The 21371-nt window shown below is 69.1% G+C and carries 21 protein-coding genes; 15 read left to right on the top strand and 6 right to left on the bottom strand.

The genetic code is table 11. The features are described from left to right. The first annotated feature begins 1 nt into the window (after position 1). Positions 2–2695, top strand: a complete 2694-nt coding sequence (locus tag NQK81_RS10415; RefSeq protein ID WP_257488017.1) for a bifunctional acetate--CoA ligase family protein/GNAT family N-acetyltransferase — start codon at positions 2–4, stop codon at positions 2693–2695. Here the strand turns inward: NQK81_RS10415 and NQK81_RS10410 are convergent. Then, positions 2679–3113, bottom strand: coding sequence for an SgcJ/EcaC family oxidoreductase (locus tag NQK81_RS10410; RefSeq protein ID WP_126734891.1), 435 nt, complete (start codon positions 3111–3113; stop codon positions 2679–2681). The genes NQK81_RS10415 and NQK81_RS10410 overlap by 17 nt on opposite strands. Before the next feature lie 65 nt (positions 3114–3178). Between NQK81_RS10410 and NQK81_RS10405 the strand changes: the two genes are divergently transcribed. Beyond that, on the top strand, positions 3179–3784 hold the full coding sequence (locus NQK81_RS10405; protein WP_257488016.1) for a TetR/AcrR family transcriptional regulator: 606 nt from the start codon (positions 3179–3181) through the stop codon (positions 3782–3784). Here the strand turns inward: NQK81_RS10405 and NQK81_RS10400 are convergent. The 4 genes from NQK81_RS10400 to NQK81_RS10385 form a co-directional block, all read right to left on the bottom strand. After that, a complete protein-coding gene (locus NQK81_RS10400; protein ID WP_257488015.1) occupies positions 3736–4833 on the bottom strand; it encodes an alpha/beta hydrolase family protein in 1098 nt (365 codons plus the stop codon). The two genes, NQK81_RS10405 and NQK81_RS10400, sit on opposite strands and share 49 nt — an antisense overlap. A 129-nt stretch (positions 4834–4962) precedes the next feature. Then, positions 4963–6474 carry a long-chain-fatty-acid--CoA ligase gene (locus NQK81_RS10395; protein ID WP_257488014.1) on the bottom strand — a complete coding sequence of 504 codons (1512 nt, stop codon included), beginning with the start codon at positions 6472–6474 and terminating at the stop codon, positions 4963–4965. Next, positions 6471–7544, bottom strand: a complete 1074-nt coding sequence (locus tag NQK81_RS10390; RefSeq protein WP_257488013.1) for an acyl-CoA dehydrogenase family protein — start codon at positions 7542–7544, stop codon at positions 6471–6473. The genes NQK81_RS10395 and NQK81_RS10390 overlap by 4 nt, the downstream gene beginning before the upstream one ends. A 9-nt stretch (positions 7545–7553) precedes the next feature. Further along, complete coding sequence (locus NQK81_RS10385) at positions 7554–8735, bottom strand: acyl-CoA dehydrogenase family protein (protein WP_257488012.1); 1182 nt, start codon at positions 8733–8735, stop codon at positions 7554–7556. Positions 8736–8837: 102 nt separating this feature from the next. On the opposite strand from NQK81_RS10385, the gene NQK81_RS10380 reads away from it, so the two are divergent. The 13 genes from NQK81_RS10380 to NQK81_RS10320 all read left to right on the top strand — a co-directional run bounded on the left by NQK81_RS10380 (position 8838) and on the right by NQK81_RS10320 (position 20792). Beyond that, positions 8838–9029 (top strand): ferredoxin, encoded by a 192-nt coding sequence (locus NQK81_RS10380; RefSeq protein WP_007033756.1) that lies wholly within the window; start codon positions 8838–8840, stop codon positions 9027–9029. A gap of 71 nt (positions 9030–9100) precedes the next feature. Further along, on the top strand, positions 9101–9985 hold the full coding sequence (locus NQK81_RS10375; protein WP_257488011.1) for a 3-oxoacyl-ACP reductase: 885 nt from the start codon (positions 9101–9103) through the stop codon (positions 9983–9985). A gap of 16 nt (positions 9986–10001) precedes the next feature. Beyond that, entirely contained in the window at positions 10002–10763 is a 762-nt protein-coding gene (locus NQK81_RS10370) for a glucose 1-dehydrogenase (RefSeq protein ID WP_034322618.1), read from the top strand. A gap of 92 nt (positions 10764–10855) precedes the next feature. Continuing rightward, a complete protein-coding gene (locus NQK81_RS10365; RefSeq protein ID WP_125675589.1) occupies positions 10856–11641 on the top strand; it encodes an MlaE family ABC transporter permease in 786 nt (261 codons plus the stop codon). Between the two features lies 1 nt (position 11642). Next, positions 11643–12491 (top strand): MlaE family ABC transporter permease, encoded by an 849-nt coding sequence (locus NQK81_RS10360; protein WP_034322613.1) that lies wholly within the window; start codon positions 11643–11645, stop codon positions 12489–12491. Beyond that, positions 12488–13822 carry an MCE family protein gene (locus NQK81_RS10355; RefSeq protein WP_257488010.1) on the top strand — a complete coding sequence of 445 codons (1335 nt, stop codon included), beginning with the start codon at positions 12488–12490 and terminating at the stop codon, positions 13820–13822. Before NQK81_RS10360 ends, NQK81_RS10355 begins: the two co-directional genes overlap by 4 nt. Positions 13823–14135: 313 nt before the next feature. Next, positions 14136–15173: an MCE family protein gene (locus NQK81_RS10350; protein WP_257488009.1), complete on the top strand. Its 1038-nt coding sequence runs from the start codon at positions 14136–14138 to the stop codon at positions 15171–15173. Continuing rightward, positions 15170–16201 carry an MCE family protein gene (locus NQK81_RS10345; protein WP_257488008.1) on the top strand — a complete coding sequence of 344 codons (1032 nt, stop codon included), beginning with the start codon at positions 15170–15172 and terminating at the stop codon, positions 16199–16201. The genes NQK81_RS10350 and NQK81_RS10345 overlap by 4 nt, the downstream gene beginning before the upstream one ends. Next, positions 16198–17379 (top strand): MCE family protein, encoded by a 1182-nt coding sequence (locus NQK81_RS10340; RefSeq protein WP_126734880.1) that lies wholly within the window; start codon positions 16198–16200, stop codon positions 17377–17379. Before NQK81_RS10345 ends, NQK81_RS10340 begins: the two co-directional genes overlap by 4 nt. After that, the gene (locus NQK81_RS10335; RefSeq protein ID WP_257488007.1) at positions 17376–18581 is read left to right on the top strand and encodes an MCE family protein; all 1206 of its coding nucleotides are present in this window, start codon (positions 17376–17378) and stop codon (positions 18579–18581) included. Before NQK81_RS10340 ends, NQK81_RS10335 begins: the two co-directional genes overlap by 4 nt. Next, positions 18578–19813 carry an MCE family protein gene (locus tag NQK81_RS10330; protein ID WP_257488006.1) on the top strand — a complete coding sequence of 412 codons (1236 nt, stop codon included), beginning with the start codon at positions 18578–18580 and terminating at the stop codon, positions 19811–19813. The genes NQK81_RS10335 and NQK81_RS10330 overlap by 4 nt, the downstream gene beginning before the upstream one ends. Then, positions 19813–20301, top strand: a complete 489-nt coding sequence (locus NQK81_RS10325) for an Rv1363c family protein (protein ID WP_257488005.1) — start codon at positions 19813–19815, stop codon at positions 20299–20301. The genes NQK81_RS10330 and NQK81_RS10325 overlap by 1 nt, the downstream gene beginning before the upstream one ends. Beyond that, a complete protein-coding gene (locus NQK81_RS10320) occupies positions 20298–20792 on the top strand; it encodes a hypothetical protein (protein WP_126734877.1) in 495 nt (164 codons plus the stop codon). The genes NQK81_RS10325 and NQK81_RS10320 overlap by 4 nt, the downstream gene beginning before the upstream one ends. Here NQK81_RS10320 and NQK81_RS10315 read toward each other — a convergent pair whose 3' ends face one another. Then, positions 20793–21266, bottom strand: coding sequence for a hypothetical protein (locus NQK81_RS10315; protein WP_257488004.1), 474 nt, complete (start codon positions 21264–21266; stop codon positions 20793–20795). Positions 21267–21371: the final 105 nt, after the last annotated feature.

Raw genomic sequence — 21371 nt, 5'->3', positions numbered from 1 at the left:
CATGGCCAGTGAGGACACCAAACGCGACCCGTACGACTTCCCGCGCGAGTGGGAGGCCGACGTCCTGCTCTCCGACGGCGGCACGGTGCACCTGCGCCCGGTGATCCCCAGCGACGCCGACGGGCTCGTCGCCTTCCACGGCAGGCTGTCCGAACGCACCCGCTACTTCCGGTACTTCGGCGCCTATCCGCGGATCCCGCAGCGCGACCTCGAACGGTTCTCCGTCGTCGACCACCACGACCGCGTCGCCTTCGTCGCGCTGCTGGGCGACGACATCGTCGCCGTCGGCCGGTACGAACGGCTCGAACACGGGCCGTCGGCCGAGGTCGCGTTCGTCGTCGACGACGCCCACCAGGGCCGAGGGCTCGGGTCGATCCTGCTGGAACATCTGGCCGCCGCCGCATCGGAATGCGGGCTTCGCCGCTTCGTCGCCGAAGTGCTCGCCGAGAACGCGGCCATGGTCCGCGTGTTCCGCGACGCGGGCTACCAGGTCAGCCGCGAGATCGAAGAAGGCGTGCTGCACCTGGAGTTCGACATCGACCCGACCGAGGAGTCGCTCGCGGTCGCCCGGTCCCGGGAGCAGGCCGCCGAGGCGCGCAGCGTGCACAATCTGCTGCACCCGAAGTCGGTCGCGGTGATCGGCGCGTCCACCGATCCGACGAAGATCGGCTACGTCGCCCTCACGAACCTGCTCAGCGCCGACTTCGCCGGCACCGTCTACCCGGTCAATCCCGAGCACAAGTCCGTCCGCGGCGTCCGTGCCTATCCGTCCGTCGTGGACATCCCCGAGGACGTCGACCTCGCGCTGGTCGCCGTGCCCGCCGAGGCCGTCGAGTCCGTTTTGGACGGTGCACTGGCCAAGGGGGTCAAGACCCTTCTGATCGTCTCGGGCGGATTCGCCGAGGCCGGGCTGCACGGGCTGCACGCCGAGCTGAGACTGGTCGGCGAGGCCAGGGCGCACGGGATGCGGGTCGTCGGCCCGAACGCGCTGGGCGTGCTCAACACCGACGCCTCGGTCCGGCTCAATGCCACCCTCGCACCCCGCCTGCCCGCGCGCGGCCGCACCGGGTTCTTCTGCCAGTCCGGCGCGCTGGGCACCGCGATCCTCGCGGACGCCGAGTCGCGCGGCCTCGGGTTGTCGACGTTCGTCTCGGCGGGGAACCGGGCCGACGTCTCCGGCAACGACCTGCTCCAGTACTGGGAGACCGACCCGGCGACCGACCTCGTCCTGCTGTACCTGGAATCGTTCGGCAATCCGCGCAAGTTCGCGCGGCTCGCCCGGCGGCTGGCGCGGACGAAACCGGTGGTCGCGGTGAAATCCGGCAGGCACGCGGTCCGCCCGCAGCTCGCCGCGACGTCGGCGGAGGTCGACGAGTCCAGCGTCCAGGCCTTGTTCGAGCAGGCGGGTGTCGTCCGCGTCGACACGCTCGCGCAGCTCTTCGACACCGCGCTGGTCTTCGCCCACCAGCCGCTGCCCGCCGGGCCGCGGATCGCCATCGTGGGCAATTCCAGCGCCATCGGGCTGCTCGCCGCGGACACCGCGCGGGCGCACGGCCTCCGGCTGACCTCGGACCCGGTCGACGTCGGGCCGCAGGCGAGCCCGGAGGAGTTCGCCGCGGCCGTGCGCGAGGCGCTCAACTCGCCGGAGACCGACGCGCTGGTCGTGGTCTTCGTGCCGCCGCTCGCGATCCCGGGCACCGCGTACGCCCGCGCGTTGCGGGAGGCCGTCGTCGAGATGGACAAGAACAAGCCGATCGTGTCGACCTTCCTCGCCGTCGAAGGCGTGCCGGACGAACTCGCCGTGCTGTCCGAGGACGGCGTGCCGACGCGGGGTTCGGTCCCGTCGTACCCCAGCCCCGAACGCGCGGTGAACGCGCTCGCGCGAGTCGTGCGCTACGCGGCCTGGCGGCAGCGGCCGCAGGGAAACCTGGTGCGTCCCGCCGGGCTGCACGCCGAACAGGCGCAGGTGATCGTCGCCGAACTGCTGGCGGGCGAGGACGGCAAGACGACCCTGCTCTCCGACGACGACGTGGTCCGTCTCCTGGGCTGCTACGGCATCGACGTCGTCCCGTTCCGGGTGGTGACGTCCGCGGACGAAGCGGTGAAGGCGGCCGAGGAGCTGGGCTTCCCGGTCACCCTCAAGGCCGTCGACGAACGGCTGCGCGGCAGGCCGGACCTGGCGGGCGTGCGGCTCGATCTGTCCTCTGTGGACGGAGTGCGCCGGGCGTATCTCGACCTGCGGGAGATCTCCGGTGACGACGAGGTCTACGTCCAGCGGATGGCGCCCAAGGGCATTTCGTGCGTGGTCGGGCTGCAGGACGATCCGTCGTTCGGCACGCTCGTGTCGTTCGGTCTCTCCGGCCTGGTCAGCACGCTGCTGGGGGACAGGGCCTACCGGGCGGTCCCGCTCACCGACGTGGACGCCGCCACATTGCTGCGCGAACCGCGGACTTCGCCGCTGCTGACCGGGTATCGCGGCGACGAACCGGCGGATCTGGCCGCGCTCCAGGACATCGTGCTGCGCGTCGCGGCGCTCGCCGAGGACAATCCCGAAGTCCGCTCGATGACGCTCGACCCGATTCTGGCGTCACCGGACGGTGCCTTCGTCGCCAACGCGCGGATCGTGCTGGGCCCGCCACCGTCCCGGCCCGACACGGGGCCGCGACGGCTACGGCCGATCAACGCCCCTGCTTGAGCCATTCCTGGGGAGAGCGGGCCGCTAGGTCCGCGTCGTGGCCGGCGAATGCCGCGATATCCCGCTTGATCGTGTTGTGGAACGCGACGATCAGCCCGTCGTGGACGAGTTTCGACTGCACCGCCTCAGCTTCCCCGGCCAGAGGACCGGCGGGGATGGTCAGCTTGGTGGCGGTGTGCACGAGATCGAACCCGCCGCCGAGCGGACGGCTCGACACCTGGCGGATCCGCAGCGTGCTGCCCCGGTAGACGGTGTCGAAGATGTTCTGGCTCTCGCGCGCGATCGTCGCGCGGCCGCGCTGGATGCGGCCGACGACGTCGACGAAATCCGCGTCCTCGGCGAAATTCGCGGCCCACGCCTCGCCGTCGCCCGCGTTCCAGGCGCGTTCCAGCGCGGTGATGATCTCCTCGGTGGTCATCGCTATCCTTTCCTGTAACGACGATCCATAAGTTAGAACAACGTTCCAACTTTCGAGGAGCATACATGCCCGCGGACCTTCCCGGCATCGTCCGGTTGCGCGACCGTCGTGAGGCGCTGACGCTGCGCACGATCCTGACGGCGGCCCGCGGCCTCTTCGCCGAGCGCGGGTACGCGCGGACACCGATCCGCCTCATCGCCCAGGAAGCGGGGGTGTCCCCGCAGACCATCTACGCGCACTTCGGTTCGAAGGCCGGGGTCCTCGGCGGGCTCGTCGACCTCCTCGACGACGAGGCCGGGATTCCCGACGTCGTCGCCGAGGCGCACCGGACCGAGGACCCGGTCGCGTTGCTTGGCCTGCTGGCCACGGTCGCCCGCCAGGTCCGGGAACGCTGCGGTGACATCGTCGCGATGCTGAGCTCCGGCGCCGCCGTCGATCCGGACATCGCCGCGACCCAGGCGGAAGGCGCCCGGCGTAACCGGCTCGGCGTCGAAATGGTCGTCGGCCGTATCCGCGAGAGCGGGCGCGCGGTGGTGCCCAGGGCCGCGGACGTCGCCGTGGCCCTGATGAGCGCCGACGTCCACACCAGCCTCGTCACCGAGGCCGGGTGGAGTCACGACGACTACGAAGCCTGGCTCAAGGACACTTTGGTCACGTCGCTGCTTCGGTGACGCAGTGTCTTGCCGAAGAACTCCGAGAGCCGGGTGCGCTGTTCGGCGACGCTGCGCACGGGATCGATGGTGCCGACGAACGCGGCCGGGGCATTGCCCAATTGCGGCAACAGCGTCTGGTAGTCGGTGAAACTGAAATGCTCGCCGTCCGGCAGCCGCACTTCGCGCGTCCAGCCACGCTGGTTGCGGAGGAACTCCTGCCAGGACGCGTCCGACGCGGCGCTGTGGTCACCGGCGCTCATCAACACGAACGGCCGGTCCAGCCCCTCGTCGGCGACGCGGCCGAAGATCCGCTGCGACTGCGAGTGCGCCATGCTGCCGTCCAGATCCGCCCCGGCGACGATGCGCCGGTCGCTCACCATCGTCTCGCCCGCGGTGAACCCGCCGGCGGAGTGGCCGAACATGCCGGCCTGGCTCAGTCCGAGTGAGTCGAGCACGAAACGCGTGTCCCGGACGCGAGTGTCGATCACGCGCTTCGACACCTCGATACTCGACGGCGGCAAGGATTTCTTCGCGACGCGGCCGCCGGGGAACTCCACCGCTTCCGCTTCGTGGGTGTGGTCGATGGCCACGACGACGTAGCCCTCGCTCGCGAGTTGTTCCTGGTGGGTGGTGCCGTGCGAACGCGACAAGGTGCCGCCGGGCGAATACAGCACGACGGGCCGCTTGCCACCGATCGCGGGAGCGCCGACCCGGGAGTGGGTGGGGAAGCGGTAGTCGAGCCGATCCGCCGCCATACCCAGCTTGACGGCGTCGCCCTCGGCCACGACCTTCGCGACACCTGGCGCCATGTACGGCGCTTTCGGCTTTCCGCTCGGCAAAGCCGGGTACCGCACGGTGACCATCAATTCCCTTGGCACACCGGGAACCCACGGGTCTTGGCGGGAGTGGTCGACGAGATGGAGGTCGGTGCTGCCGACGGCGTACGGACCCGTCGGTGCGGGAAGACTCAAGCGGACGGGCGCCGCCGACGCGGGCGGGGTGAGGAGGACGGCGGGCAGGGCGAGAGCGGTCGCCAGTACGCCGATCCGGCGCGTTGTTCGTTTCATGGCACCGAACGTAGGCAACGCGCCCGGCCGCGGACATCGGGAAGATCACCCGTCCCGACCCTGAGATCCACTCCGCATTTCGTCCTCTGGATGCGGTAGTTGCCAACGCCAACTACCGCATCCAGAGGACTAAATGCGGGGGTAGTGGAGCTCGTGGGCGTCGCGGGTCCCGTCGGCGGCCAGGTCGCGTTTGAGGACCTTGTGTGTGGCGGTCCGCGGGAGTTCGTCGAGCGTCCGCACGAACCGGGGCCGCTGCTTCGGCCCCAGATCGCCTTGTGCGGCAACGAAAGCGGCGAGCTCGTCGGCGTCGATCGGTGACCGGCAGACCAGGGCGGCCATCACCTGGTCACCCACCCGCGGATCCGGCACCCCGTACACGGCGGCCTCCCTGACGTCGGGATGCCGCAGGAGCGCGCGCTCGATCGGGGCCGTGCCGAGGTTCTCGCCGTCGACGCGCAACCAGTCGCCGAGCCGCCCGGCGAAGTAGCAGTAGCCGTCCGCGTCGAGATACGCCAGGTCGCCGGTGTGGTACATCCCGTCGCGCATCCGCTCGGCCTCGGCCGCCGGATCCCCGTAGTACCCGGCGAAGAAGCCGGGACCGCCGGTGTTGACCAGTTCGCCGACCGCCTCGGCGGCGTTGAGCAGCTTCCCGCGCGCGTCGAATTCCGCCGGGGGACAGGGTTTCCCGGTCTCCGGGTCGAGGACGGCGACGCCGTCGAGCAGCCGGCCGAGCGAACCGGCCGGGGTGGTGGCGTCCCGTCCGAAGTTCACGCCGCCCTCGGTCGAACCGAAGGCGTCGACCACGTGGCAGCCGAATCGCTTCCCGAATGTGGCGAGGTCGGCCTCCGCGCCTTCGTTGCCGTAGACCAGTTTCAGCGGATTGTCGGCGTCGTCGTCCCGTTCGGGAGTGGCGAGCACATAAGACAGTGGCTTGCCGACGTAGTTGGCGTACGTCGCCCCGAAATTCCGGACGTCCGGCAGGAAACCGGAGGCCGAGAACCGCCGCCGCAACGCGATCCCCGCGCCGGCGGCGAGCCCGACCGACCAGCCCGCCATGATGGCGTTGGAGTGGAACATCGGCATCGACACGTACACGGTGTCCTCTGTGGACAGACCGAACCGGGTGGCCAGCATCTCGCCGGGGTAGGCGATCTTGCCGTGCGTGCACCGGACCGCCTTCGGGTCCCCGCTGGTGCCGGAGGTGAAGATCAGCATGAGCAGGTCTTCCGGCTTCGCGGCCACCGGCTCGGCAGCCGCCGGCACCGGCTCCAGCTCGCTCAGCGGCAGCACTGGCACGTTGGCCTCGGACAGCAGCGGAAGGTACTTCTCCTCGGCGAACACCAGCTCGCAGTCGGCCAGCGCGACGTCGCGGGCCAGCGCCGCGCCCCGGCGCGTCGGGTTCAGGCCGACCAGCACGTGCCCCGAAAGGGCCGCGCCGCCGAGCAGGAACGAGAACTCGGGAACGTTGTCCGCCAGCAGCCCGAAGTGTCCGCCGGGCCGCAGGAGTCTGGCGAGCGCGGCGGCGTGTCCGGCGCAAGCCCGGACGTGCTCGGCCCAGGACCAGCGCCGGTCTTCGAACAGCAGGCCGGTCGAGCGGTCCTCCGCCCGCGCGAGCAGGAGTTCCGTGACCGTGGGGGTCATGCCGGGTCCGCGGCCAGCAGGTCGCCGAGTCCCCGCAGTTGCGCGGTCGCCCCGCCCAGGGTGAACTCGAGCCGTTTCGCCGCGACGAAGTAGCGATGCAGGGTGTGGTCGACGTCGATGCCGACCCCGCCGTGGACGTGCACGGCGGTGTGCGCGACCCGGTGCCCGGCCTCGGCCGTCCAGAATTTCGCCGTCGCGACCTCTTCGGCCGCCGGAAGCCCTTCGCTCAGCCGCCAGGCCGCCTGCCACAACGTCAGCCGGACGGCTTCGACGTCGACGTAGGCGTCGGCGAGCCGCTGCCGCACCGCCTGGAAACTCCCGATGAGGTTGCCGAACTGCTTGCGTTCCCGCGCGTACGCCGCGGTCAGCTCCAGCGCCCGCTCGACCACGCCGAGCTGCTGTGCACAGACGCCGACCGTGCCCCGTAGCCGCAGCCATTCACCGATGTCGCCCAAGGACGTGGCGGCCTTCGCGCCGGACAGCTCGACGAGCGCCGCGTCCGCGTGGTCGACCGTCCGCTGCGGCGAGACCGTCACGGCGTCCCGGTCGAGCAGGAACACCTGCCGTCCGCCGTCGATGGCGGCCTCGACGAGGAACCCGTGCGCGAACGCCCCCGACGGCACCGCGGTCTGCGCGCCGGTCAGCCGCCAGCCGTCACCGTCGGCCTCGGCGGTGAACCCGCAGGGCACGCCGTAGTCCGGCAGCGCCACCGCGAGGACGTGGTCGCCGCGCAGGACCGGGACGATCCAGCGCTCCGCGAGCCGTCCGTCACCGAATTCCGCGACCGCGGACGCGCCCATCACGACGGACGTCAGATACGGCACGGGCGCGACCGCGCGCCCGATCTCGGCCAGCACGGAACACTGCTCCAGCAGCCCGAACCCGCCACCGCCGACCGACTGCGGCAGCGCCGCGTCGAGCACCCCGGCCTGCGCCAGCGCCGTCCACAGTGGAGCGTCGAAGCCGCCGGAACCGTGCGGCCCCAGCACGTCGGGGGTGACCTTGTCCGTCAGGATCCGGCGCGTGAGCGAAGCGAGATCCTGCTGCGTTTCGGTGAGCGTGAAGTCCATCGATATCTCCTAGCGCGTGACGGGCAGGCCGAGGGCGGTCGCGGCGATCATGTCCCGCTGGATCTCGTTGGTCCCGCCGCCGAAGGTGAGGATCAGCGAAGACCGGTGCAGCCGTTCGATCCGGCCGCGCAACTGGGCGCCGGGGGAGCCCTCGCGGACCACGGCGCCCGCGCCGAGGATCTCCATCATCAGCCGGTACGCCTCGGTCGCGAACTCCGTGCCGAACACCTTCGTCGCCGACGCCTCCGCCGGGCCGAGGTCGCCGCTCGCGGCCGCCCAGGCGATCCGCCAGTTCCGCAGCTTCAGGTACTCGGCGTGGGTGTGGATCCGCGCCAGGTGCAGCCGTACCCACGGCTGGTCGATGACGCGGGAGCCGTCCGGCAGCTTCGTGGTCTGTGCCCAGCTCCGCACCTCGCGCAGCGACGTCTGGATCGGGGCGGCCGAGGTCAGCGCGACGCGTTCGTGGTTGAGCTGGTTCGTGATGAGCGGCCAGCCCTCGTTCTCCCCGGCGACCCGGGAGGTCACCGGCACGCGCACGTCGTCGTAGTAGGTCGCGCTCGTGCCCGGCCCGGCGACCGTGTGCACCTTCGTCCAGGAGAAACCGGGGGCCGAGGTCGGCACGATCAGCATGCTCAGGCCCTTGTGCTTGCGGGCGTCGGGGTCGGTGCGGGCGGCGAGCCAGACGTAGTCGGCGTACTCGATCAGGCTCGTCCACATCTTCTGGCCGTTGATGACGTAGTCGTCGCCGTCGCGGACCGCGCGGGTGCGCAGGGACGCCAGGTCGGTGCCCGCGCCCGGCTCGGAGTAGCCGATCGCGAAGTGCAGCTCGCCGGCGGCGATCTTCGGCAGGTAGAACGTCTTCTGTTCTTCGGTGCCGTAGCGCATGATGGTCGGCCCGACGGTGTTCACCGTGAGGAACGGGACGGGCACCCCCGCCGCGGCCGCCTCGTCGGTGAAGACGAGCTGGTCGAGCATCGGCCGGTCCTGCCCGCCGTACTCGCGGGGCCAGCCGATCGCGAGCCAGCCCGCGCTGCCGAGATCGCGGACGATTTCCTTGTACACCAGGCCGTCGCCGTACTCGCCACCGTCACCGGCCAGGGCTTCACGGCGTTCGGGGGTCATCAGCCCGGCGAAGTACTCCCTGAGTTCCGCCGCCAGCGCCCGCTGCTCCGGCGTGTAGTCGATCCGCATCCGTCACCTCTGCCGTCGGTGCTCGTTACTGGTGCCATGGCCGCTCGCGGCGGTAAGGTAGAACCTGTTCTAGTTGTACCAGTGTGGCGGCGAGGAGGGAATATGGAGATCGACGTCGATCGCTCGCTCTGTGAGGCGAACGCGATCTGTGTCGGCTTCGCGCCCGAGGTCTTCGATCTCGACGACGACGAGGAGCTTGTCCTCGCATCGGCGGAAGTTCCGCAGAACCAAGTAGAACGTGTTACTCAGGCTGTGGCGAGCTGCCCGAAAAACGCCCTGCTCATACGTGGTTAGCACCGTTTATTTGATGCTTGCATCGAGCAAGAACAGATTCTACTGTGTGCGGAGAGGCAAGGAGGCCTGGAGTGAGCTTGGACGGCAGGACGGCCATCGTGACCGGGGCCGGCGCGGGACTCGGCCGGGCCGAGGCGCTGGCGCTGGCCGCGGCGGGAGCGTCGGTGGTGGTCAACGACGTGTCGGCCGCGGCGCAGGCGGTGGCCGACGAGATCGAGGCCGAGGGTGGCAAGGCCGTCGCGGTCACCGGCGACGTGTCGGAGTCCGCGACCGCGGACGCGCTGCTCACCGCCGCCGTCGACCACTTCGGCGGGCTGCACGTCCTGGTCAACAACGCGGGCGTGCTGCGCGACCGGATGCTGTTCTCGATGTCCGACGACGAATGGGACACCGTGCTCCGCGTCCACCTGCGCGGGCATTTCCTGCTTTCCCGCAACGCCGGGGCGTACTGGCGCGACAAGTCCAAAGTGGACGGAGCGCCGGTGTACGGCCGCGTGGTCAACACCGCGTCGGAGTCGTTCCTGCTCGGCGCGCCCGGCCAGCCGAACTACGGCGCGGCCAAGGCGGGTATCGCCGCGCTCACCGTCTCCACCGCACGCGGTCTTTCGCGGTACGGCGTCCGCGCCAACGCGATCTGCCCGCGTGCCCGCACGGCGATGACCGAAGGGGTCTTCGGCGCCGACGCGCCGGAAGGGATCGACCCGCTGTCGGTCGACCACGTCGCGCCGTTCGTGTCCTTCCTCTGCTCGCCGGACGCCGATCGCGTCAACGGCCAGGTGTTCCTCGTCTACGGCGGGATGGTCGCGCTGATGCGGCCGCCGTCGGTGGAACAGCGGTTCGACACCGTCAACGGCACCTGGACCCCCGAAGAACTCGCCACCAGCGTGGGCGGCTACTTCGCCGACCGCGACCCGGAACGGATGTTCTCCGCGTCCGAGATCATGTCGCTGCCGTGAATCGGAGGAGATGACGATGGGCAGGCTCGACGGCAAGGTAGCGCTGATCACCGGCGGCGCCCGCGGGCAGGGCGAGGCGGCCGCGCGGCTGTTCGTCGCCGAGGGCGCGCGCGTGGTGATCGCCGACATCAACGACCTCGACGGCAAGAAACTCGCGGCCGACCTGGGCGAGTCCGCGGTCTACCAGCATCTCGACGTCGGCGACGAGGCCGAATGGGACGCCGCGATCGAGCGCACCGTCTCGGAGTTCGGCCCGCCGACCGTGCTGGTCAACAACGCGGGCATCCTGCACTTCTCGGAACTGGGCAAGACCACGCTCGCCGACTACGAACGCGTCATCCGGGTCAACCAGATCGGGGCGTTTCTCGGGATGCGTTCGGTCGTTGAACCGATGACCGGGGCCGGAGGCGGCTCCATCGTCAACGTGTCCTCAGTCGAAGGGCTCGCCGGGATGCCGTTCCTCGTCGCCTACACCGCGAGCAAGTTCGCGATCCGCGGGATGACCAAGGTCGCCGCGCTCGAACTCGGCGCGAAGAACATCCGCGTCAACTCGGTCCATCCCGGCGCGATCGACACCCCGATGGTCGCGGCCGCCGCGGGCGGGCAGAAAGTCGACATGTCGTGGGTGGGCAAGAAGGTCGCCCTCGGCCGCGTCGGGCAGCCGGAGGACATCGCGAAGCTCGTGCTGTTCCTGGCGAGTGACGAAAGTTCGTACAGCACGGGCGCCGAGTTCGTCGCCGATGGCGGCGCCACGGCCACGCATGCTCTCAAGTTCTGACGCGGAGGTGCCGAGAGCAAAGTGAACACCGCTAACGCAATGGGGCGTTGACAGGTGGAGTAAGACTCGGGGCAGGCGAGCTGGGAGGTTCTGTGGGAGCGACGGTGTCCGTCCCCGGTACGGGTGCGCTCACACAGGTCGGCAGGCTCGCGACCCTGTCGTGGGAAGTCCTGCGCGCGATCTTCAAACGCCCGTTCCAGTTCCGCGAATGGATCCAGCAGTGCTGGTTCTTCGCCAGCGTCACGATCCTGCCGACGGCGCTGGTGGCGATCCCGTTCGGCGCCGTCATCGCGCTGCAGCTGGGCTCGCTGACACAGCAGATCGGCGCGCAGTCGTTCACCGGCGCGGCGAGCGCGCTCGCGATCGTGCAGCAGGCGAGCCCGCTGATCACCGCGCTGCTGGTGGCGGGCGCGGGCGGGAGCGCGGTCTGCGCCGACATCGGCGCCCGCAAGATCCGCGAAGAGATCGACGCGATGGAAGTCCTCGGGGTCAACCCGATCCAGCGCCTGATCGTGCCCCGCGTGCTCGCCGCGATCGTGGTTTCGGTGCTGCTGAACGGTTTGGTCAGCGTCGTCGGCGTGCTCGGCGGTTACTTCTTCAATGTCGTCATGCAGGGCGGCACCCCGGGCGCGTACCTCGCCAGCTTCAACGCGCTCGCCCAGGTACCGGATCTGTGGATCAGCGAGATCAAGGCGCTCCTCTACGGTTTCGTCGCCGGGGTGGTCGCGGCGTTCCGCGGGCTGAACCCGGCCGGCGGGCCGAAGGGCGTCGGCGACGCGGTGAACCAGGCCGTGGTCATCACGTTCCTGCTGCTGTTCCTGATCAACGTCGTGCTGACCGCGATCTACCTGCGGATCGTCCCGCCGAAGGCGATGTGACATGGCAGGCGAACCCGCTGTCTCCGACCGGACGCTCGAAATCATCGCGCGTCCCGGCGCGATGCTGGAAGGCTTCGGCGGCCAGCTGTCGTTCTACTTCCGCGCGCTGGCCTGGACCCCGCGCACGATCCGGCGCTACGGCCGCGAGATCTTCCGCCTGCTGACCGAGGTCAGCTTCGGCACCGGCGCGCTGGCGGTGATCGGCGGGACGCTCGGCGTGATGATCGGGATGACGCTGTTCACCGGCCTCATCGTCGGCCTGCAGGGCTACTCGGCGCTGAACCAGCTCGGCACCGCCGCGCTCACCGGGTTCATTTCGGCCTACTTCAACACCCGCGAAGTCGCGCCGCTTTCGGCCGGGCTCGCGCTCTCGGCCACCGTCGGCTGCGGGTTCACCGCGCAACTCGGCGCGATGAAGATCTCGGAGGAGATCGACGCGCTCGAAGTGATGGGCGTGCCGAGCCTGCCGTATCTGGTGACGACACGGGTGATCGCCGGCGTCACCGCCGTCATCCCGCTCTACGCCGTCGGCCTGCTTTCGTCGTACCTCGCCTCGCGGCAGATCACCATCTGGCTCTACGGCCAGTCCGCGGGCACCTACGACCATTACTTCACGCTGTTCCTGCCGCCCGAGGACGTGCTCTGGTCGTTCCTCAAGGTGATCATCTTCAGCGTGCTCGTGATCCTTTCGCATTGCTACTACGGCTACACCGCCAGCGGTGGGCCCGCCGGGGTCGGCGTCGCGGTCGGGCGCGCGGTGCGGACGTCGATCGTGCTGATCTCGGTCCTCGACTTCTTCCTCAGCCTCGCGATCTGGGGCGCCACGACGACGGTGAGGATTTCCGGGTGAACAGGAGGATTCTGCTGCAGCGGCTCCGGCACCAGGTGCTGGGGCTGATCTTCCTCGTGGTGGTCGTGCTGTTCTTCGTCACCACCATCGCCTTCTACCAGAAGGCCTTCACCACGGTGACGCTGGTGAAACTGGAGACCGACCGCATCGGCAACCAGATGCGCGAAGGCGCGGACGTGAAGGTGCGGGGGATGGTCGTCGGCGAGGTCCGGACGATCCAGGCGCACGGCGATCGGGCGACGATGGATCTGGCGCTGCAGCCGGACAAGACGTCGGTCATCCCGTCGAACGTGTCCGCGCGGCTGCTGCCGAAGACGTTGTTCGGCGAACGGTACGTCGCTTTGCAGATCCCGGAGAAGCCGGAGCGGCACATCGCCGAGGGCGACGTCATCCCGCAGGACCGCAGCAGCAGCGCGATCGAGCTGGAAACCGTGCTCGGCAACGTGATGCCGCTGCTGCAGGCCGTCCAGCCGGAGAAGATGGCCAGCACGCTCAACGCCGTCGCGTCCGCTTTGGACGGTCAGGGCAAGCAGCTCGGCGCGACGATGGCGGGGCTTTCGGATTACCTCGGCAAGGTGAACCCGTCGCTGCCCGACCTGAAGGCCGACATCACCGGGATCGCCGACGCCGCCAAGATCTACGACAAGGCCGCACCGGATCTGCTGGCCGCGCTTTCGGATCTGACCACCACGAGCAAGACCCTGGTCGAGAGCCAGCGCGGGCTCGCCGACGTCTACTCGACGGTGACGGCGGCCTCGATCGACCTGACGAGTTTCCTGAAGGTGAACCAGGACAACCTGATCCGCCTCACCACCAACCTTCAGCCCACGTTGGACGTTCTCGCGAAATACGCGCCGGAATATCCGTGCCTGCTCAAGCAGCTCGCCGGGTCGGTGCCGCGCGCGGAACTCGCGTTCGGCAAGGGCACCGCCCATCCCGAGGTCAGCCGGGTGACGATCGAGTTCACGCCGAGCCGGGGCAAGTACCTGCCCGGGGTCGACGAGCCGAAGTACAACGACAAACGCGGGCCGCGGTGCTACCCGGAGGTGCCGCCGCCGGGCCGCTGGCCGCAGTACCCGCCGGACGGCGCCATCGACGACGGATCCTCGAAGCCCGCGCCGCCGCGCGACCCCGACGGCAGGCTGCCGTCGAACGGGACCATTCCCGCGGGCGGGAACGCGGGTGGTTCGGTGGTGAACTCGCCGGACGAGCAGCGGCTGATCGACCTGCTCGTGTCGCCGGCCATGGGCACGACGCCGGATCAGGTGCCGAACTGGGGGAGCCTGCTGGTCGGGCCGCTGTACCGCGGGGCGGAGGTGGAGCTGCGATGAGTACTCGGCCGAGCTCGCCGGGCGCCGGACGACGTCGCGAAAGCCACTTTCGCGACCTCTGGTGTCCCGAAAGTGGCTTTCGCGACATGCGCGCGGTGGGTGCGGGCGTGACCCCCGGCTGCCCGCCGGTCGCCCCGACGCCCGCCCGGCCGGCGTTGCGAAAGCCACTTTCGCAACCTTCAACGTTGCGAAAGTGGCTTTCGCAACGCGCTCGGCCCGCGGCGGCAGGAAGCGACCGGACACGCTGGGGTCTCGTGAGCGGTAAGGGTGGTTCTAACCGTCCTAGCCATTCACGAGGCGGGAGGGGCACCCGATGAGGTCCTTCATCCCGGATCTGGTCAAGATCCTCGTCTTCGCCGTGGTGACGGTGCTGCTCACCGCGATCCTCGGCGCCACCATCGCGAACACCAACTTCGGCGAGACCTCCGGCTACACGGCCAAGTTCACCGACGCGTCCGGCCTCAAGGAGGGCGACGACGTCCGCATCGTCGGCGTGAAGGTCGGCCAGGTCGGCAAGATCGAGGTCGAAGAAGGCGAGAAAAACCTCGCCCAGGTCCATTTCGACGTCCAGGCCTCGCACCGGCTGCCGGCCTCGGTGACCGCGACGATCAAGTACCGCAACCTGGTCGGCCAGCGGTATCTCTCGCTCGGCACGGACATCGGGGACGAGAAGTCGTTGCCACGCGGCGGGGTCATCCCGCCCGAGCGCACCAAACCGGCGCTCAACCTGACCGTGCTGTTCAACGGGTTCAAACCGCTCTTCCGCGCGCTGAACCCCGAGGACGTCAACAAACTCTCCTACGAGATCATCCAGGTCTTCCAGGGCGAGGGCGGCACGATCACCAGCCTGCTCGCGCACACCGCGTCGGTCACGTCGGCCATCGCGGGCAAGGACAAGATCATCGGCGAGGTCATCGCGAACCTCAACACCGTGCTCGGCACGGTCGAGCGACGCTCGCCGCAGCTGGGCGAGCTGATCGACCAGACCCAGCGGCTGGTCACCGGGCTCTCCGAGCAGCGGCAGCCGATCGGGGAGGCGGTCAAGGCGCTGGGCGACCTCACCGTCGCCACCACCGGCCTGCTCGCCGACGCGCGGCCGGCGCTCAAGGACGACGTCGTCCAGCTCGGCGCGCTGTCGCAGAACCTCGGCGATTCGGAACAGCTGCTCGACCATCTCCTGCAGGTACTGCCGGGCAACCTGCAGAAGTTCACCAGGACGCTGAGCTACGGCAGCTGGTTCAACTACTACCTGTGCGGGATCTCCGGCAGCATCGGCATCAAGTCGCTCGACATCGAACTGCCGATCACGCCGCTGCCCGGCACGCAGCGACCGGAGAGGTGCGGGCCGTGAAGCCGCTCAAGGAACGCAACCAGGCCGTGGTCGGCGGCGTGACGCTCATCCTGATCGTGCTGATCACGGCGACGACGTACTTCTCCGACCGGATCCCGTTGTTCGGCAGCGGGACGACGTACTCCGCGTACTTCGGCGAGTCCGCCGGGCTGGCGCCGGACAACGAGGTCCAGGTCGCCGGGGTCAAGGTCGGGCAGGTCAGCTCGGTGGAGCTGGCCGGCAAGAAGGTGCTGGTGAAGTTCCGGGTCTCCGGCGTCCGGGTCGGCGACGCGACCGCCGCGTCGATCGAGATCAAGACGCTGCTGGGGGAGAAGTTCCTCGCGCTCACGCCGAAGGGCAAAGGCAGCCAGGACCCGAACACCACCATCGGGCTCGACCGCACGCGGACGCCGTTCGAGCTGCAGGACGCGTTCCAGGAGCTGTCCGGCACGGTCGGCGACATCGACACGGCACAGCTGGCGACGAGCTTCACCGTCCTTTCCGACGCGCTCAAGGACAGCCCGCAGTACCTCAAGGACGCGCTGAGCGGCCTCTCCTCCTTGTCCAAGACGGTGTCCTCACGCGACGGTGACCTGAAGACGTTGCTGGCCAACACGAGCAAGGTGTCCAAGACGCTGTCCGACCGCAACGCCCAGCTGAAACGGATCCTCGACGACGGCAATCTCCTGCTCACCGAGCTGCAGAACCGGAAGGACGCGATCAGCACCTTGCTCAAGGGCACGCAACAGGTCTCGGCGCAGCTGTCCGGTCTCGTCGCCGACAACCGGCAACAGCTGAAGCCGACACTGGAGAAACTCGGCAAGGTCACCGACATCCTGCAGCGTAACCAGGACAACCTCAGCCGCAGTCTCGCGCTGATGGCGCCGTTCGCCCGCGTCGGCGCCAACGCGACAGGCAACGGGCGCTGGTTCGAGGGCTACCTGTGCGGGCTGCTGCCACCGACGATCATCGCGGGCGCGTTCCAGGTGAACCCGGAGGGCTGCACCCCGCCGATCGCGGCACCGAACCAGGGGGTGGGCGGACGATGAGCACTCGCACCCGCACGGTCTACGACTGGGTCGCGTTCGCCTGTGTCCTCGTGCTGCTCCTGACCGCCGGGCTGTGGCTGGTCTTCAAAGAACCCGGCGGGACCCGGATCAGTGCCTACTTCGGGAAGACGGTCGGGCTCTACGCGGGTTCGTCGGTCCGGGTGCTGGGGGTGAAGGTCGGGGAGATCACCGGGGTCACACCGCAGGGTGAGGCGGTTCGGGTCGACATGCGGATCGACGGTGACACCCCGATCCCGGCCGACGCGGGTGCCGTCGTCGTCGCGCCGAGCCTGGTCAGCGACCGGTACGTCCAGCTGACCCCGGCGTACGAGAGCGGCCCCGAGATGGCCTCGGACACGGTGATCGCCAAGGAGAAGACGGCGACCCCGGCCGAACTCGACGACCTCTACACGAGCCTCGACAAGCTCTCGACCAGCCTGGGACCCAACGGCGCCAACAAGAACGGCGCGCTGTCCGACGTGCTCGACACCGCCGCGGCGAACCTCGACGGCAACGGCAAGAACCTCAACACCACGGTCACGCGGCTGTCCGAGCTGGCCAAGACGCTGGACAGCTCCAAAGGCGACCTGTTCACCACGATCCAGAACCTGAACTCCTTCACCGGCGCGCTGGCCGAGAGCGACAAGCAGCTCAACGAGTTCTACCGCCGGGCCGCGGATGTGAGCGGCTTCCTGGCCGCGGATTCCGCCGACGTGGGCGCCGCGCTGAGCTCACTGGCGACGGCGATGGGTGACGTCGAGAAGTTCGTCGCGGAGAACAAGGACCTCCTGTCGTCCAATGTGGACAAGCTGGCCGGGTTGACCAAGGTGCTCGTGGACCAGCGGGCCTCGCTCGCCGAGGTGATCGACATCGCGCCGACCGGCGCGACCAACTTCATCAACTCCTACGACGCCGCGTCCGGCACGATCGCGGTGCGGGACAACCTGAACGAGCTGACGCATCCGCCGATCCTGACCGTGTGCCGCCTGATCAGCGCGAGCACGCCGAAGCCGATCCCGGACGCGCTGGGCAACATCTGCAAGCAGCTCGCGCCGGTCCTCGACGGCACGCTGAAACTCCCGTCGGTGCCGCAGGTGCTGGCCTCACTGCAAAGCGGTGAGCTGCCACCATTGCCGCTCCCGCTCGTCGACGTCATGACCAAGGGAATCCCGAAATGAGGCGGCAACGGCAGAAGATCGCGGGAGTGATGGCGGGCGTCCTGGTGCTGGCCGGTTGCAGTGACGGCGGTTTTTCGGGGCTGTACAACACTCCCTTGCCGGGCGGTGCGGATCTCGGTGACCACCCGTACCGGCTCACCGCGCAATTCTCCGACGTACTCGACCTCGTGCCGCAGGCGAGTGTGAAGGTCAACGACGTCCCGATCGGCCGCGTCGAGAAGATCGATCTCGCGCCGGACACGCGTTCGGCGTGGGTGAGCATGGTCGTCAACGGCGACATCGCGCTGCCCGCGAACGCTCGTGCCGAGCTGCGGCAGTCGAGCCTGCTCGGCGAGAAGTTCGTCGACCTGCACGCCCCCGAGAAGCCCGAGGGGACGCTCGCCGAGGGCGCGAAGATCCCGCTGGATCGCACGAACCGCAACCCCGAGGTCGAAGAGGTCCTCGGTGCGCTTTCCCTGCTGCTCAATGGTGGCGGCGTCGAGCAGATCCAGAAGATCAGCCACGAACTCAACGACGCGCTCACCGGCAACGAGGCCGAGGTCCGCTCCCTGCTGTCCCAAGTGGACAAGCTGGCCACCGAACTCGACGGGCACAAGGGCGAGATCCTGCGCGCCATCGACGGCCTCGACAAGCTGTCCAAGACCCTCGTCGGCCAGACGCAGAACCTCACGAACGCGCTGGACCACCTCTCGCCGGGGCTCAAGGTCGTGACCGAGCAACGGGACCAGCTCGTCGGCATGCTGCAGTCGCTGAACACGCTGTCCGGAGTCGCGACCGAGACGATCAACGCGAGCAAGGACACGCTGGTCGCGAACCTGCGCGCGTTGCAGCCCACGCTGAAGAAGCTGACCGAAGCCGGCCAGGACCTGCCGACGGCGCTGCGGATCCTGCTCACGTACCCGTTCCCGGACTACGCGGGCAACGTGATCAAGGGTGACTACGCGAACGTCGAAGCGAAGATCGACCTCAAGCTGGACACGTTCCTGGAGAACATGAACAACTCGTCGCAGCCGATCATCCAGCTGCCGGGCACCCAGGGTACCGGCACGCCCGGCGCGATCCCGTTCAACAACGGTGCCGCGCCACCGGTGCTGCCGCTCCCCGCCGGTGATCTCCCGCAGGTTCCCCAGGCACCGCAGGGGGATGTGCTCGGCGGCGTACTGGGCGGGATCCTCGGTCCGCTGCTCGGAGGTGGCAGGTGATCACACGCAAGACCAGGATCCAGCTGGCGGCGTTCGTCGTCATCGCGGTGGTTTCGGTCGTGTACGCGGGCGGCAAGTACGCCGGGCTGGACCGGCTCTTCGGCACCCGCGGCTACCTCGTCACCGCGCAGCTCGTGGACTCCGGCGGGATCTTCGTCAACGCCGAGGTCTCCTACCGCGGTGTCGCGGTCGGCAAGGTCGCGTCGATGACGCTCACCGAACACGGTATCGACCTCGGTCTCGACATCGATTCGAGCGCGCCGAAGATCCCCGCGGACACCAAGGCCGCGGTCGCGAACCGGTCGGCGGTGGGGGAGCAGTACGTCGACCTGCTGCCCATGCACGAAAACGGGCCGTACCTCGCCGAAGGGTCGGTCATCAAACGCGACAGGACCTCGATCCCGCTCGGGCCGGAGACCGTGTTGTCCAATTTGGACAAACTGGTGTCGAGCGTGAAGCCGGATTCGCTGAAGACCGTCGTCGACGAGACCTACGAGGCGTTCGCGAACGCCGGCCCGGATCTGCGGCAGCTGCTGAACAGCACCGGTTCGCTCACCGCGACCGCGACGCAGTACCTGCCCGAAACCCAGGGCCTGCTCGCCAACTCCCGGACGGTGCTGGACACCCAGCGGCGGCAGGCGGACAACATCACCCAGTTCTCCAGCGGGCTCAAGACGATCGCCGCGCAGCTGAAGACCTCCGACCCGGACCTGCGGCGCGTGATCGACGAGGCGCCGAAGCTGAGCCGCCAGATCAGCGACGTGCTCGCGGTCTCCGGGACCGACCTCGGCGTGCTGTTCGCGAACACGCTCACGACCGCCCAGATCACGTCCGCCCGCACCGACGCGATCGAGGAACTGCTCGTCGCGTACCCGATCATCTCGGCGTTCTCGCGTTCGACGTCGCCGGACGGCACCGGTCACCTGGGCGTGGTGTTCAACTTCTTCGATCCGGTCTCGTGCACGAAGGGGTACGAGGGCACGAAACAGCGCCCCGCCAACGACACCACCGAGGCACCGGTGAACACCCAGGCGTACTGCGCCGAGCCGCCGGGCAGCCCAACCGGCGTGCGCGGTTCGCAGAACGCGCCGTACGCAGGAAAGCCGCCCGCGGTTCCGGAGCGGCCGAAGCAGACCCCGCAGGCGGCGGAATCCGCCCAGCTGCCGGGCGTGCTGAGCCTGCTCTCCGGATCCGCTCCCGGCGGGCTCGGCGCGCTGCTGGGCGGCAAGTAGTGCTCACCCGTGCCCTCACCGTCGTCGCCGCGCTGGCGGTCCTCGCGGCCGCCTGGTTCGGCTGGTCGTGGTGGAGCGCGGCCCAGGACGACGGCCTGGCGCGCGGCAGAGAACGCGAAGCCGTCCTGGCCGCCGCGTCCGGCCAGCTCGAAGTGCTCAACACGATCGACTACCGCAGCGGCGCCCAGGACGTCGACCGCTGGCTCGGCGTCACCACGGGACGGCTCGGCAAGGACCTCACCGGCGACCGGCAGATCCAGATCGACCGGGCGAACGCGAGCAAGACCGTCGCGACCGCCGAGCTCAAACAGGCCGCGGTCACCGAACTCGACGCCGCCGCCGGGACGGCACGGCTGATGGCCGTGCTGGACGTGCGGGTCAGCACCGGCGGCGGCCCGGCCGCGCCCAAGGTGAGCAGGCTGACCGTCGACTACCAGCGGGTCGAGGGCGGCTGGAAGGTCAGCGCGGTCCAGGCGGCGGGATCATGACCGGCCGCGTCCCGCGGATCCTGCTCGCGATCATCGTGGTGGCCACCGGCTGCGCCGTGTGGTTCGGCCTCCAGGCGTCCTCGCTGGGCTCGGACGGCAACGCGGCGCTGGTGGACCAGGCCGCCACGGCCGAGGTCGCGGACCAGGTCGGCGCCGGGGTGAAGGCCGTCTTCTCCTACGACTACAGCAACCTCGCGCGTACCGAGCGGGCCGCGGGCGAGGTGCTGACCGGCGAGGCGACCGGGCAGTACCGGGACCAGTTCGCGTCGGCGCGGAAACGGGCCGAGGAACAGAAGCTCGTACGGACGACGACCGTCCGGTCGCTGGGTGTCCGGTCCCTGCGCGGGGACCAGGCCGAGGTGCTGCTGTTCCTCGACCAGCAGACGATGACCGCCGGTGGCGGCGCGCCGCAATCGACGGTCTCGCAGCTTTCGGTCACCGCGCAACGCGTCGACGGACGGTGGAAGATCTCCCAGCTGACTCCGTTGTGATCAGGAAAGGCGTTTCATGTTCGCGCCGGTGATCGTGCCGTCGGAAACGGTGTAGGAACCGGAGAAAGTCCGCAGCGAACCGTCGGTCTGCCGGGCCGAAAGGTCGACGTACACGGTGTTCCCGCTCACGCTCCGCACGGTGACGGCGGCCCAGGAAGTCGACGCGTATCCACTGGCCCAGGAGGCATAAGAGCCGCCTTTCGCCAGTCGTTGCCCGCCGAGATTCCACGCGGTGAGGAAATCACGCCGGTTGATCGCGTCGTAGAAGGCGATCACCGTTTGCGCCACGGGAACCGAGGGCGTGACATAAACCGTCTGCGGCGGAGCGGCGACGGCGGGTGGCTGGATCACGATCGTGTTCGGCGGAGCGGCCACCGTGACGGCGGGCAGCGCCGTTCCCTGATTCGGTACCGCGCACGCGGCCAGCGTGCCCGCCGCCATCAGCGGCACCGCCGCCCATTTCTTCGCTCCCATTTCTCTCCCCTTTTCCTCGTACTGCCGAGAATGCGGGAAAAGGTGACGGGACAATAGGGGATTTGGCCTCGTTACGATCGCTGAAAAACACGCCGGAACCGTTAT

Source organism: Amycolatopsis roodepoortensis (assembly GCF_024628825.1).
Taxonomy (GTDB): Bacteria; Actinomycetota; Actinomycetes; order Mycobacteriales; family Pseudonocardiaceae; genus Amycolatopsis; species Amycolatopsis roodepoortensis.
Note: the sequence above shows the minus strand (reverse complement) of the source record. Positions and strands in the feature narration are given on the sequence as shown.